The following is a 15,811-nucleotide window of genomic DNA, read 5'->3' as shown; positions in this document are numbered from 1 at the left end:
GGATGCGGGATGTGGGATGCGGGTTCCGCTGTGCTCCCGTCTGAATGACGGTATCGACATCTTGCCGGGACGTGCATATCACGGGTGATGGGCCTTGCCTGGGTTCCCGCCTGCGCGGGAACGACGGCCATTCGAATTGAATGACTAGGACGGAAGAAGATTAAAGGCGGCATGACACTGCCGCCCATACGGGAACGACGGCTATTCGGACTGGATAGGGATGCTGGCTTTGCCGCGCCATTGTGCCGGGCCGGTGCTGTGCACGGACACGCCCTGACTGTCCACGGCCACGGTCACCGGCATGTCCTGCACGTCGAACTCGTAGATGGCTTCCATGCCGAGGTCGGCGAATGCCAGCACTTGGGCCGATTTGATGGCTTTGGAAACCAGGTAGGCGGCACCACCCACCGCGATCAGATACACCGATTGGTGACTGCGTATGCTGTCTATGGTGGCTTGGCCGCGTTCTGCCTTGCCTATCATGCCCAGCAGGCCGGTGCTGTCCAGCATGAGGTCGGTGAACTTGTCCATGCGCGTGGCGGTGGTGGGTCCGGCCGGGCCGACCGCCTCGTCACGCACCGGATCGACGGGGCCGACGTAGTAGATGAAGCGGTTGGTGAAATCCACCGGCAGCGCTTCGCCGCGCGCCAGTATCTCGGCCATGCGCTTATGTGCGGCGTCGCGCCCGGTAAGCAGCTTGCCATTCAGCAGCAGGGTCTCGCCGGGTTGCCAGCTTGCGACGTCTGCCTTTGTGACCATGTTGAGGTCCACACGGCGCGCCTGCGGGCTGGGTGACCAGGTGACATCCGGCCAACTGGCCAGCGAGGGCGGCGTCAGCACCGCCGGACCACTACCATCCAGCGTGAAGTGCACATGGCGCGTAGCGGCACAGTTGGGGATCATGGCCACCGGCAGCGAAGCCGCATGCGTGGGGTAATCGAGGATCTTCACGTCCAGCACGGTGCTCAGGCCGCCCAGGCCCTGTGCGCCTATGCCCAGCGCGTTCACTTTGTCATAGAGCTGCAGACGCAGTTCCTCGATGCGGCTTTGCGGGCCACGCGCCTGCAGTTCATGCATGTCGATCGGCGCCATCAGCGACTCTTTGGCCATGACCATGGCTTTTTCTGCCGAACCGCCTATGCCTATGCCCAGCATGCCGGGCGGGCACCAGCCTGCCCCCATGGTCGGCACGGTTTTCACCACCCAGTCCACGATGCTGTCGCTGGGATTCAGCATCACGAATTTGGCTTTGTTCTCGGAGCCGCCGCCCTTGGCGGCGATGCTGATCTCGACCTCGGCACCCGGCACCAGCGACACATGCACCACCGCTGGCGTATTGTCGCGCGTGTTGCCGCGCTTGCCTGCCGGGTCACTCACCATGGAGGCGCGCAGGGTGTTGTCCGGATGCAGATAAGCGATGCGCACACCCTCGTTGACCATGTCTTCCACACCACGGTCGGTGTCCCAGCGCACCTGCATGCCTACCTTGACGAAGGCCACCACGATGCCGGTGTCCTGGCAGATGGGGCGCTTGCCCTCGGCACACATGCGCGAGTTGGTGAGGATCTGCGCGATGGCATCCCTGGCGGCAGGGGACTGCTCACGCGCATACGCCGCACCCAGCGCCTGAATGTAATCGGCAGGATGGTAATAAGAGATGAACTGCAGCGCGTCGGCGATGCTGTGGATGAAGTCTTGTTCTTTAATTATGGTCATTGGGTGCCAGATTTCCCTGATCGTCATTCCGGGCTATCTTATTTAGGACTAGCCCTGGAATCCACTTCCATCATGCAAGCTGCAGGTTTTACGCGTCAGTGGATTCCAGCTTACGCTGGAATGACAAGGTCGGAATGACGTGCCTGCATCAGCTTGCGCTCGATTTTGCCGTGGCGATGCCAGGGTTCACATCGCGACGCAGGATTTTACCATTCTTGGTACGTGGAAAATCCCGAGCCAGATAGATCGCCTTGGGAGCCTTGTAAGCGGCCAGATGCTGTTTGCCGAAGGCCAGCAACTGATCCGGCGTGACGTCCTGCCCCGCATGCGGGATCACATAGGCCACCACCAACACCTTGTCCTTTTCGATCTCTTCGCCGATGGCGGCGCAGTCGGCCACCGCCGGGTGCGATTTCAGTACGCGTTCGATCTCGTAGGGCGACACGCGATAACCGAAACTCTTGATGATGTCGTCCTTGCGGCCCAGGAACCAGATATAGCCATCCGCGTCGTAACGCGCATAGTCGCCCGTGAAGAACCAGCCATCATGGCGCAGTTTGGCGGTCTCTTCGGGCAGGTTCCAGTATTCCAGGAACAGGCCGGGGTCGCTGTCCGGCACGCAGATCATGCCCTCCTCGCCTGCTGCCACCGGCTGCAAGGTGTCCGGATTGAGCAACTGGATGGCATGGCCGGGCTGCGGAAAGCCCGCCGAGCCGGGGCGTATGGGGCGTGACTTGGTCTGACACAGGTAATACGAAAACTCGGACATGCCCACCGCTTCATAGATATCCGTGGCAAACCTGGCATGCCATTGCTCGAACACCTCGTCGGACAGGTGTTCGCCTGCGCTCATGCAGTGCCGCAGACTGGGCACATCCACGCGGGTCAGCGCGGTCTTCTGCAGGATCTGCCTGTAGATGGTGGGCACGCCGATGAAGATGGTGGCATTGTGCTTGGCGATCAGCCGTGGCCAGGTGGTGGCGTCGTTCTTGCCTTCGTGCACGATCACGGTCTTGCCCAGGAACAGCGGATCCATCAGGCCGGAGCCCAGCACATAGGTCCAGTTGAATTTGCCCGAGTGCATGATGCGGTCGCCATCCGCTGCAAAATCGAACCAGTACCGCGAGGCCGGCGTGCGGCCTATCATGGCGCGGTGCGCATGCAGTACGCCTTTGGGGTAACCGGTGGTGCCCGAGGTGTAGACCAGATAGGCCGGATCATCGGCACGCGTCTCTGCAGCCCCGGACCACACCGTGATCGCCGCCAGCGCCGCATCCAGATCATGCACTTGTACGCCCACGCCCGCCTGCACCTCGCCCGGCCCGGACAACAACACATGCTGCAACTGCGGCAGATCACCTAACTGGTCATGCAGCCTGGCCCACATCGGCTTGTCGGTGACCAGCACCGCTGCGCCTGAATCGCGCGCCAGATACAGCACCTCTTCCACCGTCAGCAAGGTCGAGGTCGGCACCGCGATGGCGCCGCGCTTCATGGCACCCAGAAAGGCGGTCGGATAATCCAGACAGTTAGGCAGGCGGATCAACACCCGCTCGCCAGTGCCTACCTGCAACTCGCGCAACAACTGCGCGAACTGACTGGTGCGGGCGGCAAGACCGGCAAAACTGATCTCGGAACAGCCCAGCACATCATCTTCCACGATCATGGCGATGCGCTGCTCAGTCGGGGTACCGAGGTGGGCATCGGTACAGGCCACGCCGATATTGAAGTACTCCGGCACTTGCCAGGCCCAGGGCTCAAATGGCTTCAGATCTGGTTTGGTAACTTGCATAGTGGCATTCATGACACACCCTCCGGACTGACTTTGTTATCACTTTTATTGGCGACGCTATTGGTAGTGCATCCTAAAACCGTAGCGAGCGGCTTGAGTGCAAGGCGTACGGAGCGCAAGACGCGAGACAACGTAGTTGCGGTGCAGGCTAACCCGCCTTGGCAGGTTAAGCGCAGCGGCCGTAACCACAGTACATGCCAGTACGGCAAGCAAGCGCAACAAAGTACACGCCCAGTCATCATCAACATCACAGAATGACGCCGTATGGCCAGTTCTGTCTGATCACTTGTGCCGGCAACCTCTGCAACACGGTGATGGCGAACTCGGTGTCTTCCTCGCCCAGCGCACGCAAGGCATGCGCGCGTAGCAGGGTCTGCAACGCCTTGCCGAACATGGGCGGGTCCAGCATCTCGCCTTCGAACTTGATGGCGCCGCCCAGCAGTGCATCGGCCTCGATAGCGGCTTTCAGCACATTCACTTTCTGGCGCACCTCGGTAGGCGAAGGCGTATACGCCACCTTGCACAAGTGGATGTGACCAGGATGGATGACCTGCTTGCCGGTGAGGCCCATGGCCGCTTCCTGGCAGGCATGCTTGTAGACGATGCGCGATTCCTTCTCGCCATGCAGGTCCAGCCAGCGCCGCACGTCGTGTGGCTCCAGGAACTTCTCCGGCATGCTGCTGGAACCGATCAGGGTTTCCACGCCACCGATCACGCCCTTACCGGCGATACGCGCCTCGAACATGATCTGGTTAAGGAAATAGAACAGCTCTTCCACCCAGTTTTCCGGTGTGATGCTGATGCCCATGGCTTTGGAGAAGTCGTGGATGCCGAACACCACGTGCTTGACGGTGGCGTACTGCATCAGATCTGGCGCGATCTTGAGCGACTTGGGATGCTCGATGATGGGCTGGATGGTGATCTTGCTGTTCACATCCACCAGCGTGTTGGACAGATCACGCACCTCGGCCGCGCCGTAGGACTCGCCTGCCTTGGACAGCATGATGACGTCGATGTAATCGGCCATGTCGCGCACCAGCGCCATGTCCAGCTCGTATTCATCGGTGCGGAACGGATTGACGCGCAGTGCCACCGTGACGTTACGGTTCTTCTCGCGCAGCAGCGGCAGCTCCTGACGCAACAGCGTGCGGCTCATCTCCTTCATGCGGCAACCGTCTTCCAGATCGAAGATCAGCGTATGCGCATGTGTGTGGTGCGCATGCTTTTTCATGCGCTGCGCGGCAGTGGGCAGGTCTTCGTAGATGCCAAGCGAAGGCGCGTATTTCACTGGCGGGTAATACAGCTGTATGCCCGGCCAGTTATCGCCCAGCAGGCTGGCATTGAACACGCGGCAATATTCGCCCTGCTGGAAATTGTCCGCCGCTGCACTGGCAATGTTATTCATGGACTACACTCCTCTGGTCATGCTTATTCTTTATGCGCTGCTATGCGCTGATGCAATGATGGTTATGCGCTCACGCTGTTCAGCCCTGGTGCGGAGTGCGCAGATGGTGTTCACGCATCATCAGCAATACGGTCTGCTGTTGCATCTCGCTGGACTGCTTGTGGTCGGTGACCAGATCCAGCAGGTCGTTGTCCGGCAGCTCCAGCAGTTCCAGCAAAGCCTTGGCCAGCACATCGTCCAGATCGTCGTAACGCGCTTCGATGAACTGGCGCAGCACGATGTCCAGCTCCAGCAAGCCACGACGGCAACGCCATAGCACCTGATTGCGTGTCGGCCTCAAGGGACTCTCTTGATGCTGATCTGTTTGCCTGCCAGCGCCGTGCCGGATGCGGGCGCCTTGAAGCCACCGGACTTCAGCCCTTTCATCTTCAGCTCCTTGATCTTGCTGATGGCCTTGGCCGGGCTCAGACCCTTGGGGCACACGTCCACGCAATTCATGATGTTGTGGCATTTGTACAGGCGGAACGGGTCTTCCAGATTATCCAGCCGCTGTTCCAGCACCTGATCGCGGCTGTCGGCCATGAAGCGGTAGGCCTGCAGCAGGCCGGCCGGACCGACGAATTTGTCCGGGTTCCACCAGAACGACGGGCACGAAGTCGTGCAGGCACCGCACAGGATGCACTCGTACAAGCCGTCCAGTTTGGCGCGCTGCTCTGGCGACTGCAGACGCTCGGTCTCGGGCACCGGGTCGTGATTGACCAGATACGGCTTCACCGAGTTGTAGTTCTCGAAGAACTGCGTCATGTCCACCACCAGATCACGCACCACGGGCAGGCCGGGCATGGGGCGCACCACCACCGGCTCGCTCAGGGACGACAGCTTGGTCACGCAGGCCAGGCCGTTCTTGCCGTTGATGTTCATGGCATCGGAACCGCACACGCCTTCACGGCAGGATTTACGCATGCTCAGCGTGTCGTCCATGGTTTTGATGCGCAACAAGGCATCCAGCAGCATGCGGTCCTCGGGCTGCAAAGCCACCTCGTAGTCCTGCATATAGGGCTCAAGATCCACATCCGGGTTGAAGCGATAGATGGAAAAACGCATGCTCAGAATCCTTTAAAAAAACCAGCTGTCATTGCGGGCCTACCCGAAAAACAAGCCATTTGTGGCGAAGTTTTGAGCAAGCGCTGCGCAGCAGACATCCAACCATCGTTTCGCACTGCGCAGCACTGGATACCGGCTTTCGCCGGTATGACGAGCTTGTTATTTGATTGGTAAATCATCAATAAACCCGTGTTTTAAGTGGGAAAGGTTCCACCGTCAGCGGCTGCATGCGCACGGCGCGGAAATCCAGCCTCGCTTCCGTGCTGTGATACAGGGAATGCTTGAGCCAGTTGGCGTCATCGCGCTGGGGGTGGTCTTCACGGCAGTGCGCACCGCGACTCTCTTTGCGCGCCTCGGCAGCCACCATGGTGGCCACTGCCACTTCGATCAGGTTGTCCAGCTCCAGGGCTTCAATGCGCGCGGTGTTGAACACCTGGCTCTTGTCCTTGATCCCGGTACGGGCGATGCGCTGTTGCAGTTCATGTATCTTGCTGACACCCGCTTCCAGCAGATCCGGGAAGCGGAATACGCCACAGTGGGTCTGCATGGCACGGCGCATCTCGGCACCCACTTCGGTGACATTCTCACCCTCTTTTTGCTGATCCAGCCTGGCCAGACGCGCCAGCGTCTGCTCACCTGCATCTCGAGGCAAAGGCCGGTGATTGGGATGCTGACGCACGTGGTTCAGCATGTGCTCACCCGCCGCGCGGCCGAACACCATCAGATCGAGCAGCGAATTCGAACCCAACCGGTTGGCACCATGCACCGACACGCAGGCACATTCCCCTACGGCGTAGAAACCTTGTACGACATCACCGGCAGCGTTCTTGACCACCTGGCCATCCAGATTGGTGGGGATGCCGCCCATCATGTAATGCGCGGTGGGCACTACCGGGATAGGGTCTTTCACCGGGTCCACATCAGCGAAATTCCTGGCGATCTCGCGTATGCCCGGCAGCTTGTGCTTGATGAGCTCTTCACCCAGATGATCCAGCTTGAGCAGCAGACAGTCCTTTTCCGGGCCCACGCCACGCCCTTGCTTGATCTCGGTGGCCATGGCGCGCGACACCACGTCGCGGCTGGCCAGATCCTTGGCACCAGGCGCATAGCGCTCCATGAAGCGCTCGCCTTCACTATTGAGCAGATAGCCGCCCTCACCGCGCACGCCTTCGGTGATCAGCACACCGGCTCCGGCCACCCCGGTGGGGTGGAACTGCCAGAACTCCATGTCTTGCAGCGGGATGCCGGCACGTGCCGCCATACCCAGGCCATCGCCGGTGTTGATGAAAGCATTGGTGCTGGCCTGGAAGATACGTCCGGCACCGCCGGTGGCGAACAGCGTGGTCTTGGCCTGCAGGATACTGACTTCGCCGGTCTCCATCTGCATGGCAGTGATGCCATGCACGCTGCCTTCGCTGTCGCGGATCAGGTCCAGCGCCAGCCATTCCACAAAGAACCTGGTATTGCAGCGCAGATTGCGCTGATACAAGGTATGCAGCATGGCATGACCGGTACGGTCGGCTGAGGCACAGGTGCGCGAGATGGGGGAAGCGCCGAAATTCTGCGTCATGCCGCCGAACGGTCGCTGGTAGATCTTGCCGCTGTCCATACGGTCGAATGGCATGCCGAAATGCTCCAGCTCGTAGATGGCGGCAGGCGCGTTGCGGCACATGAACTCGATGGCATCCTGGTCACCCAGATAATCCGACCCCTTGATGGTGTCGTACATATGCCACAGCCAGTTATCTTCACTGACATTGCCCAGCGAGGCCGCGATGCCGCCCTGCGCCGCCACAGTATGCGAACGGGTAGGGAACACCTTGGAGATGACCGCGACATTCAGGCCTGCCTCGGACAACTGCAAGGCAGCGCGCAAACCGGCACCACCGCCACCCACGATCAGGGCATCGAACGATTGACTGATGAGACTCATACCGCTACCGCTTCCATAAAACTAGAGCTTCCATAAGACTAGAGTTTCCACAAGATAAGCACCGACCATACGGCGTACCACACCAGCGCCAGCAATGTGGCGAGCTTCAGTGCTTTACGCAGCGCCAGCGGCTTGATGTAGTCGTTGAGAATATCCAGCACGCCCTGCCAGGCATGCACGAACAGGCTGAGCAGCGTGAGCAGCGTGCCGAAACGCCAGGTGTTGTTGTCGGTGATGGCGACCCACTCGCTATACCCGTCCGGCTGTCTGATCATCAGCAGCGAGATCATGCCTAGCGTGTAGATGGCCATGATGGCGGCAGTGAAACGCTGCAACAGCCACTCATACGAGCCGTGATGCTTGGCCCCGGCGACAGCGCGTGGTGGCAGGTTCACCATAGCCAGATCCCCGTCAGCAAGGTCAGCAGCAGGCCAGCCACCAGCACCAGCTTGCTGCTGCGGCGCGCCTGACGGATCTCCAGACCGAAACGCATATCCAGCGTCAGATGGCGTATGCCTGCCAGAAAGTGATGGATGAAGGCCCAGATCAGCACCAGCAAGGGCAGCTTGATCCAAGCGCTATCCATCATATTGACCAGCCCGGCATAGCCGCCCGCCTCCGTGGATTGCTGCAGCGCCCACAACAGCACCGGCAGCAGCAGAAAGATCAGGGCACCCGAAGCGCGGTGCAGGATGGACACCAGCGCAGGCACCGGCAAACGGATGCTAGCCAGATTGAGGTTCTTGGGTCGTTGGTCGTAAGGCATGGCGATCCCCGTACTCATGCCTGCGCTACTGCGGCACGCGCCACCGCGCCAGCCACATGCTCAAGCAGGCGTGGGTCGAACGGTTTGGGGATGATGTACTCCTTGCCGAACTCCAGCGCATCCAGCTTGTAGGCATCCAGCACCTCCTGCGGAACCGGCAGGCGTGCCAGCTCAGCCAGCGCGCGCGATGCGGCGATCTGCATGGCGATGCTGATCTGCCTGGCACGCGCATCCAGTGCGCCACGGAACAGGAATGGAAAACCGAGTACGTTGTTCACCTGGTTGGGAAAATCGGAACGGCCTGTGGCCATGATCAGGTCGTCGCGTACCGCATGGGCCTGCACCGGCAGGATCTCCGGGTCCGGGTTGGCCAGCGCGAACACGATGGGCTTGGCAGCCATGAGTTTGAGCAGGTCCGGCGCCAGCGCGTTGGCTGCCGACACACCGATGAACACATCCGCACCCGGCATGACATCCTCCAGCGTACGTGCATCGGTATCCCGCGCCAGGTCACGGTTCATGTCATGCAGATCGTCGCGCTGGCCATACAGCACACCGCTGCGATCCACCATGGTGATGTGCTGTGCGCCCATCACCTTGAGTAGGCGAGCACAGGCGCAACCGGCCGCCCCCGCCCCCAAAAATACGATATTGACCTGATTGAGCTGCTTGCCCTGCAACTCCAGTGCATTGAGCAGGCCGGCCGCAACGATGACGGCGGTACCGTGCTGGTCGTCGTGGAACACCGGGATATCCAGGCGCTCACGCAATTCCTTCTCGATGCGGAAGCAATGGGGTGCGGCGATGTCTTCCAAGTTGATACCGCCAAAGGTGGGCGCGATGTTGACCACGGTTTCGATGAAGGCCTCCACACTGGGAGCATTGATCTCGATATCGAACACATCGATACCGGCAAAGCGCTTGAACAGCACGGCCTTGCCTTCCATGACCGGCTTGCTGGCCAATGCGCCCATGTCACCCAGCCCCAATACTGCCGTGCCGTCGGTGATCACGGCCACCAGATTGCCCTTGTTGGTGTAACGGTAGGCGTTGGCCGGGTCGCGGTGGATCTCGCGCACCGGCTCGGCCACGCCAGGCGTGTAGGCCAGCGAAAGATCACTCTGTGTCGTGCATGGCTTGGACGATTCCACCGACAGTTTGCCGGGGCGCGGAAACGCGTGGTAATCAAGGGCACGTTGCTTTAGATCGCTCATTCGGTTGTTCCAGTGTCAGTGATGGCGCTTGCTTAGTTGTTAATGCTTGCCTGCCAGCAGGTGCGACCTGCTTCACAAGCTGCGGGCGTGTGGGTCTATTCAAGCTCGTTCATGTAATGGTGGGTATCGGTGATGCACAAGCCCAGTCGCCATTCCATGGGCACGTCACCATAGGTGTAGGACACGCGCTCGATGCTCAGCAAAGGCGAATGCAGCGGTATGCCGAGCAGACGCGACACCTCTTCATCCGCAGCCACCGCTTTCAGACGCTCTTCCGCACGTATCATGCGGATCTTGAATTCGGTTTCGTACATGCTGTACATGGAGCCGTTCTTTTCCTGGATCTTGGTGGCGGTGATGCCTTTGAATGGCCCGGCCGGGATGATGATGTGATCCAGGATCATGGGGCGACCCGAGAAGGTCAGCAGACGCTTGGCTTCGATGACCGAGGTGCCCGCCTTGAGATCCAGCATGCGGGCGATGTCGCCTTGTGCCTTGGTCTTGGAAAAATCCACCATCTGGTTCTCCAGCAACTCTTTCTGGCCGTCCGCCGCCGTCAGGCGCAAAAAACGCAACTTGATGCCTTCTTCATTATGGGTAGCGACAAATGTGCCTTTACCCTGACGACGAATCAGGATATTTTCTGCAGCAAGCTCGTCGATGGCCTTGCGCACGGTGCCCTGGCTGACCTTGAAGCGCGCAGCCAGCTCATGCTCGCTGGGGATGGCCTCGCCCGGATGCCATTCTCCTGCGATCAGGCTCTGGGTGAGCAAGACCTTGATCTGCTCATAGAGTGGCCGAAAGCTGGGCGAGGTATGCTGTTTGGTCGGGGTCATGGTGTACTCTTCTTTTGTTCTCAAGTTGCAACTCTGCTAGCTGCACGTTTTCTTTCTTCAAGTTTTCCGGCTGCAAGTCTTATATAAGATATAAGATATGTTGACAGCGCCTAATGTCGCAGATACAGTCCCACCACGTCAAGCACTTTTATGCATCGATGACGATTTTTTTATCCGAGGACGGCCAGATTGGCTGACAGCGCCCGCATGCAACGAACCATGCTGAAATCCAAGCTGCACCGCGTGACGGTGACCCATGCCGAACTGGGCTATGAAGGCTCCTGCGCTATTGATGAACAGCTGCTGCAAGCGGCCGATATCCACGAATACCAGCAGATCGCTATTTATAATGTGAACAATGGCGAGCGATTCACTACCTATGCGATACGCGCCGAGCCCGGCTCTGGCATAATTTCTGTCAATGGCGCTGCAGCGCGTAAGGCCGCGCCGGGTGACATCCTTATCATCGCCAGCTATGCCACCTATCCGGAGGCGGAGCTGACCACGTTTCAGCCCACGCTGGTGTACGTCGATGCAACCAACAGGATCCAACGCCGCGCGCAGGCCATCCCGATACAGCTTGCGAAATCGGCCTGAACAGGCCGGTCTACATGCGCACAGAACGCAGCCTAGATAATAAAGAACGCAGATTTGATAAATAGTGGAGGAAGTGACATGAGTGCCGAATCATTGGAAAACCGTATCTTCGAGCCCAGCGCCGAAGTGAAGGCGAAAGCAGCCGTCCCCAGCATGGAGGCCTACCATGCGCTATGCAAACAGGCAGAGACGGATTACACGGGCTTCTGGGGTGGGCTGGCCAATGAACTGCTGGATTGGCACAAGCCATTCACGCAGGTACTGGACGAATCCAATGCGCCGTTCTACCGCTGGTTCGGCGATGGCGAGCTGAATGTGTCTTACAACTGCCTGGATCGCCATCTGGAGACCAGGGGCAACAAGACCGCCATCATCTTCGAAGCCGATGACGGCAGCTCCAGCGCCGTGACTTACCGCGAGCTGTATCACCGCGTGTGCAAGTTCGCCAATGGCCTGAAGAGCCTGAATCTGAATACCGGCGACCGTGTGGTGATCTACATGCCCATGGGGGTGGAAGCCGTAGTCGCCATGCAAGCCTGTGCCCGCCTTGGCCTGATCCACTCCGTGGTGTTCGGTGGTTTTTCAGCCAAGAGCCTGATCGAACGCATCCACGATGCCAGCGCGCGCGTCATCATCACTTGTGACGGCCAGTTCCGTGGTGGCAAGGAGATGCCGCTCAAACCCGCTGTGGATGAAGCCCTGCAGGACGCCGACTGTGCCTGCGTGGAAAAAGTCGTGGTGTTCAAGCGCACCGGCGGCGCCGTCAACTGGAACCCGGCCCGCGAGATCTGGTGGCATGACCTGATCGCCGAACTGTCGGACGAATGTGCCCCCGTATTCGTCAATGCCGAACATCCGCTGTTCCTGCTTTACACCTCTGGCTCCACCGGCAAACCCAAAGGCGTACAGCATTCATCAGGCGGGTATCTGCTGCATGCCCTCAACACCATGCGCTGGACCTTCGATATCAAGGACAGCGATGTGTTCTGGTGTACCGCCGATGTGGGCTGGATCACCGGCCACAGCTATGTGGCCTATGGCCCGCTGGCGGCAGGCTGCACCCAGGTGGTGTTCGAAGGCGTACCCACCTACCCGGATGCCTCGCGCTTCTGGAAAGTCATCGAAAAACACAAGGTCAGCATCTTCTACACCGCGCCTACCGCGATCCGCTCGCTGATCAAGCTGGGTGCGGACCTGCCCAAACAGCACGACCTGTCCAGCCTGCGTCTGCTGGGCTCGGTGGGCGAACCGATCAACCCGGCCGCCTGGCTGTGGTACTACGAAACAGTAGGCGGCTCGCGCTGCCCTATCGTGGACACCTTCTGGCAGACCGAGACCGGCGGCCACGTGATCACCCCGCTGCCTGTCACGCCGCTGGTGGCCGGCTCCTGTACGCTGCCCTTCCCTGGCCTGCAGATGGCGGTAGTCGATGAAGCGGGTAAGGACGTGGAATGGGGTACTGGTGGCTTTCTGGTCATCAAAAAACCCTGGCCGTCGATGATACGCACCATCTGGAACGACCCGGAGCGCTACAAAAAATCCTACTTCCCGGAAGACCTGGGCGGTCAGCTTTATCTGGCAGGCGATGGCGCCATCCGTGACAAGCACACCGGCTACTTCACCATCATGGGCCGCATCGACGATGTATTGAATGTGTCCGGCCACCGCATGGGCACCATGGAGATCGAATCGGCGCTGGTCGGCAACCCACTGGTGGCAGAAGCTGCTGTCGTCGGCAAGCCGCACGACATCAAGGGCGAAGCCATCGTCGCCTATGTGGTGCTGAAGGGCACGCGTCCTAGCGGCGAAGAGGCCAAGAAGATCGTCGCACAACTGCGTGACTGGGTAGGCAAGGAGATCGGCCCCATCGCCAAGCCCGACGACATCCGCTTTGGCGACAACCTGCCCAAGACCCGCTCTGGCAAGATCATGCGCCGCCTGCTGCGCACCCTGGCCAAGGGCGAAGAGATCACGGCCGATATCTCGACATTGGAAAACCCGGCGATCCTGGATCAATTCAAACAGGTGCACTAACGGCAGCGCTAATAATCAACACCACTGTGAGTCAAGAGACGGGTTTCAGTGCAGACTCATCTGCGCCAGCAGGTGATGTCGAAACTAAAACCCGGCGATCCTGGATCAGTTCAAACAGGTGCACTAGCGTTTAAGTCAGGACTGATTCGCTACTAGTAGAATCCAGCCTTCCTACACAGCCGGTTCGTTCGCCATGACGACCGGCTTTTTATTTGCAGCGTCGTTTGCTTTTACAAAGCGCAGGCCGCCTGCACGACCGAACCTCAACGGCGTATCGAGATCAGCAAGGCCTGGTTATCCGGGCGGCTTACCCAGTAGATACACAGCATGAACAACACCTGGAACAGCAGACGGAAGCTGAGCAGCCACTCCGGGAATTGCGGGAACAGCTCCGGGTGTTGCCACATGTGGATATTGGCCAGCGAAACAGCCATGGTGAGCGCGATCAGGCAGTTCCCTGCCAGCTTGCGCGTGCTGGCCAGCAGCAGGCCAAAGGCACCCAGCAACTCGAACACGCCGCTGATATGGATCACCGCCAAAGGGGCAGGCACATAGGGCGGCATGATCTTCATCATGGCAGCGTCAAAGACAAAGTGCGCGATGCCACCGAGCAGGAACCATAGGAATACAAAGCCGGTGGCAAATGATTTCATGTAGCGCCTTGTCGATTACTCTGAACTAGCAAGCCCTGCTTCGAATACTGGCCCGCTTGAATCTAGCGATCAGAGTCCAGTTTCAGGCAGCTTAACACTCTGTGCCGCACGGCCTGCGCCACGGCAGCATCTTCGACCAGCACGCGGCTGCGGGCCGGGATCATGGCATCCAGCCTGCTTTGCCAGGCGGGCATGGAGGACGCGAAGCAACGTTCCAGCAGTTGCAGCATGGCGTCGACCGCCGTGGAGGCGCCGGGCGATGCGCCCAGCAGTGCCGCCAGGCTGCCGTCATTGGAGGTAACCAGTTCGGTACCAAATTCCAGCTTGCCGCCTTTGTTGTCGCAGTGCTTGATGATCTGCACGCGCTGTCCGGCTTTCATGAGGGTCCAGTCTGCTGCATCGGCCTGCGGGTAGAACTGGCGCAGGGTGGCCACCCTGGTCTTCTGGCGCTGGAACACTTCCGAGACCAGGTAGCGTGTCAGGTCCATATTGTCCTTGCCGGCTACCACCATCTGTTTGAGATTGCTGCGCTTGACCGAGCCTGGCAGGTCCAGCATGGAGCCCTGCTTGAGGAAACGCGTGGTGAAGCCCGCATAGGGGCCGAACAGCAAAGCAGGTTCGCCATTGATGATGCGCGTATCCAGATGCGGCACCGACATGGGTGGCGCGCCCACAGCGGCTTTGCCATACACCTTGGCCTGATGCTGACGCACAACGGCCGGGTTGGTGCACACCAGCCACTGCCCGCTGACCGGGAAGCCGCCATAACCGCGGCTTTCCGGGATGGCCGATTTCTGCAGCAAGGGCAAGGCTCCGCCGCCCGCACCCAGGAATACGAAGCGACTGTTCACCACACGCTGCGTCTTTTTACTTTTGCTGATGCCACGCGGCTGCAGCGTGACCTGCCAACCGCTATTGTTGCGCGTGAGCTTGCTCACTACCTGGCCGGTACGCAGCTCGAAACCGGCTTGCGTTTGCAGCGCGGCCACCATCTGGCGCGTCAATGAGCCGAAATCCACATCGCTACCATACGGAATCCGCGTCGCCGCCACCGCTTGTGCAGGATCGCGCCCCTGCATCACCAGCGGCATCCACTGCCGGATCACGTCCGGGTCTTCGCTGTATTGCATGTCCTTGAACAGATGGTGCTGGCTGAGCACGGCGTGACGCTGGCGCAGGAAGGCGACATCGGCCTCCCCCCAAACAAAACTGTCATGCGGCGTGGCATTGATGAAGGTCTCGGGCGACTCCAGCCAGCCCTGTTCTACCAGCGCAGACCAGAATTGCAGCGAAACTTCGAATGCGGCATTGATATTGAGGGCACGCTGGATCTGGATACGGCCATCGGCGGCCTGCGGGGTGTAGTTCAACTCACAGTAGCCGGCATGGCCGGTACCGGCATTGTTCCAGCCGTCGGTACTTTCATGGGCAACCGCGTCCAGGCGCTCTACCATCAGCACCTTGAGTGTGGGGTCCAGTTGCATCAGCATGGTGCCCAGCGTGGCACTCATGATGCCGCCACCTACCAGCAGGATGTCCACATTGGTCTGTGTCATGTAGTTTTCAGACATGCGATGTATGAGATGAATCCATCAGAACGTTGCGCAAACAGCAGTTAACAATCAACACCAGGCGGCATGATATGCAAGCCCATCGTCTGTGTAAAATGATTTGCCGGTTTATCACTGCACAAATGAAGGCTATTTCGGGCACCGCCTGCGGCCAGCAACGCGTGCGGCCGCTTCCACCGTCATCATGCAA

Annotated in this window: 14 protein-coding genes; 2 read left to right on the top strand and 12 right to left on the bottom strand. The window is 59.6% G+C overall.

Going from position 1 to position 15,811, the window contains the following annotated elements; genetic code table 11:
* Positions 1-201 precede the first annotated feature (201 nt).
* The 10 genes from ED236_RS10340 to ED236_RS10295 all read right to left on the bottom strand — a co-directional run bounded on the left by ED236_RS10340 (position 202) and on the right by ED236_RS10295 (position 10,766).
* Complete coding sequence (locus tag ED236_RS10340) at positions 202-1,716, bottom strand: fumarate hydratase (protein WP_123237881.1); 1,515 nt, start codon at positions 1,714-1,716, stop codon at positions 202-204.
* Positions 1,717-1,864: 148 nt separating this feature from the next.
* Positions 1,865-3,508 (bottom strand): acetate--CoA ligase, encoded by a 1,644-nt coding sequence (locus ED236_RS10335; RefSeq protein ID WP_123237880.1) that lies wholly within the window; start codon positions 3,506-3,508, stop codon positions 1,865-1,867.
* A 247-nt stretch (positions 3,509-3,755) separates the two neighbouring features.
* On the bottom strand, positions 3,756-4,913 hold the full coding sequence (locus ED236_RS10330; RefSeq protein WP_123237879.1) for an HpcH/HpaI aldolase/citrate lyase family protein: 1,158 nt from the start codon (positions 4,911-4,913) through the stop codon (positions 3,756-3,758).
* A 79-nt stretch (positions 4,914-4,992) separates the two neighbouring features.
* Positions 4,993-5,253 (bottom strand): FAD assembly factor SdhE, encoded by a 261-nt coding sequence (locus ED236_RS12510; RefSeq protein WP_162299610.1) that lies wholly within the window; start codon positions 5,251-5,253, stop codon positions 4,993-4,995.
* The gene (locus tag ED236_RS10320) at positions 5,250-6,017 is read right to left on the bottom strand and encodes a succinate dehydrogenase iron-sulfur subunit (protein WP_123237878.1); all 768 of its coding nucleotides are present in this window, start codon (positions 6,015-6,017) and stop codon (positions 5,250-5,252) included. Before ED236_RS10320 ends, ED236_RS12510 begins: the two co-directional genes overlap by 4 nt.
* Positions 6,018-6,195: 178 nt before the next feature.
* Positions 6,196-7,950, bottom strand: coding sequence for a succinate dehydrogenase flavoprotein subunit (gene sdhA, locus ED236_RS10315; protein ID WP_123237877.1), 1,755 nt, complete (start codon positions 7,948-7,950; stop codon positions 6,196-6,198).
* A 38-nt stretch (positions 7,951-7,988) separates the two neighbouring features.
* Positions 7,989-8,348, bottom strand: a complete 360-nt coding sequence (gene sdhD, locus ED236_RS10310) for a succinate dehydrogenase, hydrophobic membrane anchor protein (protein ID WP_123237876.1) — start codon at positions 8,346-8,348, stop codon at positions 7,989-7,991.
* Positions 8,342-8,734, bottom strand: a complete 393-nt coding sequence (gene sdhC, locus ED236_RS10305) for a succinate dehydrogenase, cytochrome b556 subunit (protein WP_240032119.1) — start codon at positions 8,732-8,734, stop codon at positions 8,342-8,344. The genes sdhD and sdhC overlap by 7 nt, the downstream gene beginning before the upstream one ends.
* Positions 8,731-9,930, bottom strand: a complete 1,200-nt coding sequence (locus ED236_RS10300; protein ID WP_123237874.1) for a malic enzyme-like NAD(P)-binding protein — start codon at positions 9,928-9,930, stop codon at positions 8,731-8,733. Before ED236_RS10300 ends, sdhC begins: the two co-directional genes overlap by 4 nt.
* Positions 9,931-10,025: 95 nt before the next feature.
* Positions 10,026-10,766, bottom strand: coding sequence for a GntR family transcriptional regulator (locus ED236_RS10295; protein ID WP_123237873.1), 741 nt, complete (start codon positions 10,764-10,766; stop codon positions 10,026-10,028).
* A 207-nt stretch (positions 10,767-10,973) separates the two neighbouring features.
* On the opposite strand from ED236_RS10295, the gene panD reads away from it, so the two are divergent.
* Both panD and acs read left to right on the top strand, forming a co-directional pair.
* Positions 10,974-11,363, top strand: coding sequence for an aspartate 1-decarboxylase (gene panD / locus ED236_RS10290; protein WP_123237909.1), 390 nt, complete (start codon positions 10,974-10,976; stop codon positions 11,361-11,363).
* 78 nt (positions 11,364-11,441) lie between these two features.
* A complete protein-coding gene (gene acs / locus ED236_RS10285; RefSeq protein ID WP_123237872.1) occupies positions 11,442-13,397 on the top strand; it encodes an acetate--CoA ligase in 1,956 nt (651 codons plus the stop codon).
* Between the two features lie 263 nt (positions 13,398-13,660).
* Here acs and ED236_RS10280 read toward each other — a convergent pair whose 3' ends face one another.
* Both ED236_RS10280 and mqo read right to left on the bottom strand, forming a co-directional pair.
* Positions 13,661-14,050 (bottom strand): DoxX family protein, encoded by a 390-nt coding sequence (locus tag ED236_RS10280; protein WP_205125676.1) that lies wholly within the window; start codon positions 14,048-14,050, stop codon positions 13,661-13,663.
* A gap of 62 nt (positions 14,051-14,112) precedes the next feature.
* Complete coding sequence (gene mqo, locus ED236_RS10275) at positions 14,113-15,621, bottom strand: malate dehydrogenase (quinone) (protein WP_275669248.1); 1,509 nt, start codon at positions 15,619-15,621, stop codon at positions 14,113-14,115.
* Positions 15,622-15,811: the final 190 nt, after the last annotated feature.

The sequence above is a fragment of the Pseudomethylobacillus aquaticus genome, assembly GCF_003730115.1.
GTDB lineage: Bacteria > Pseudomonadota > Gammaproteobacteria > Burkholderiales > Methylophilaceae > Pseudomethylobacillus > Pseudomethylobacillus aquaticus.
Note: the sequence above shows the minus strand (reverse complement) of the source record. Positions and strands in the feature narration are given on the sequence as shown.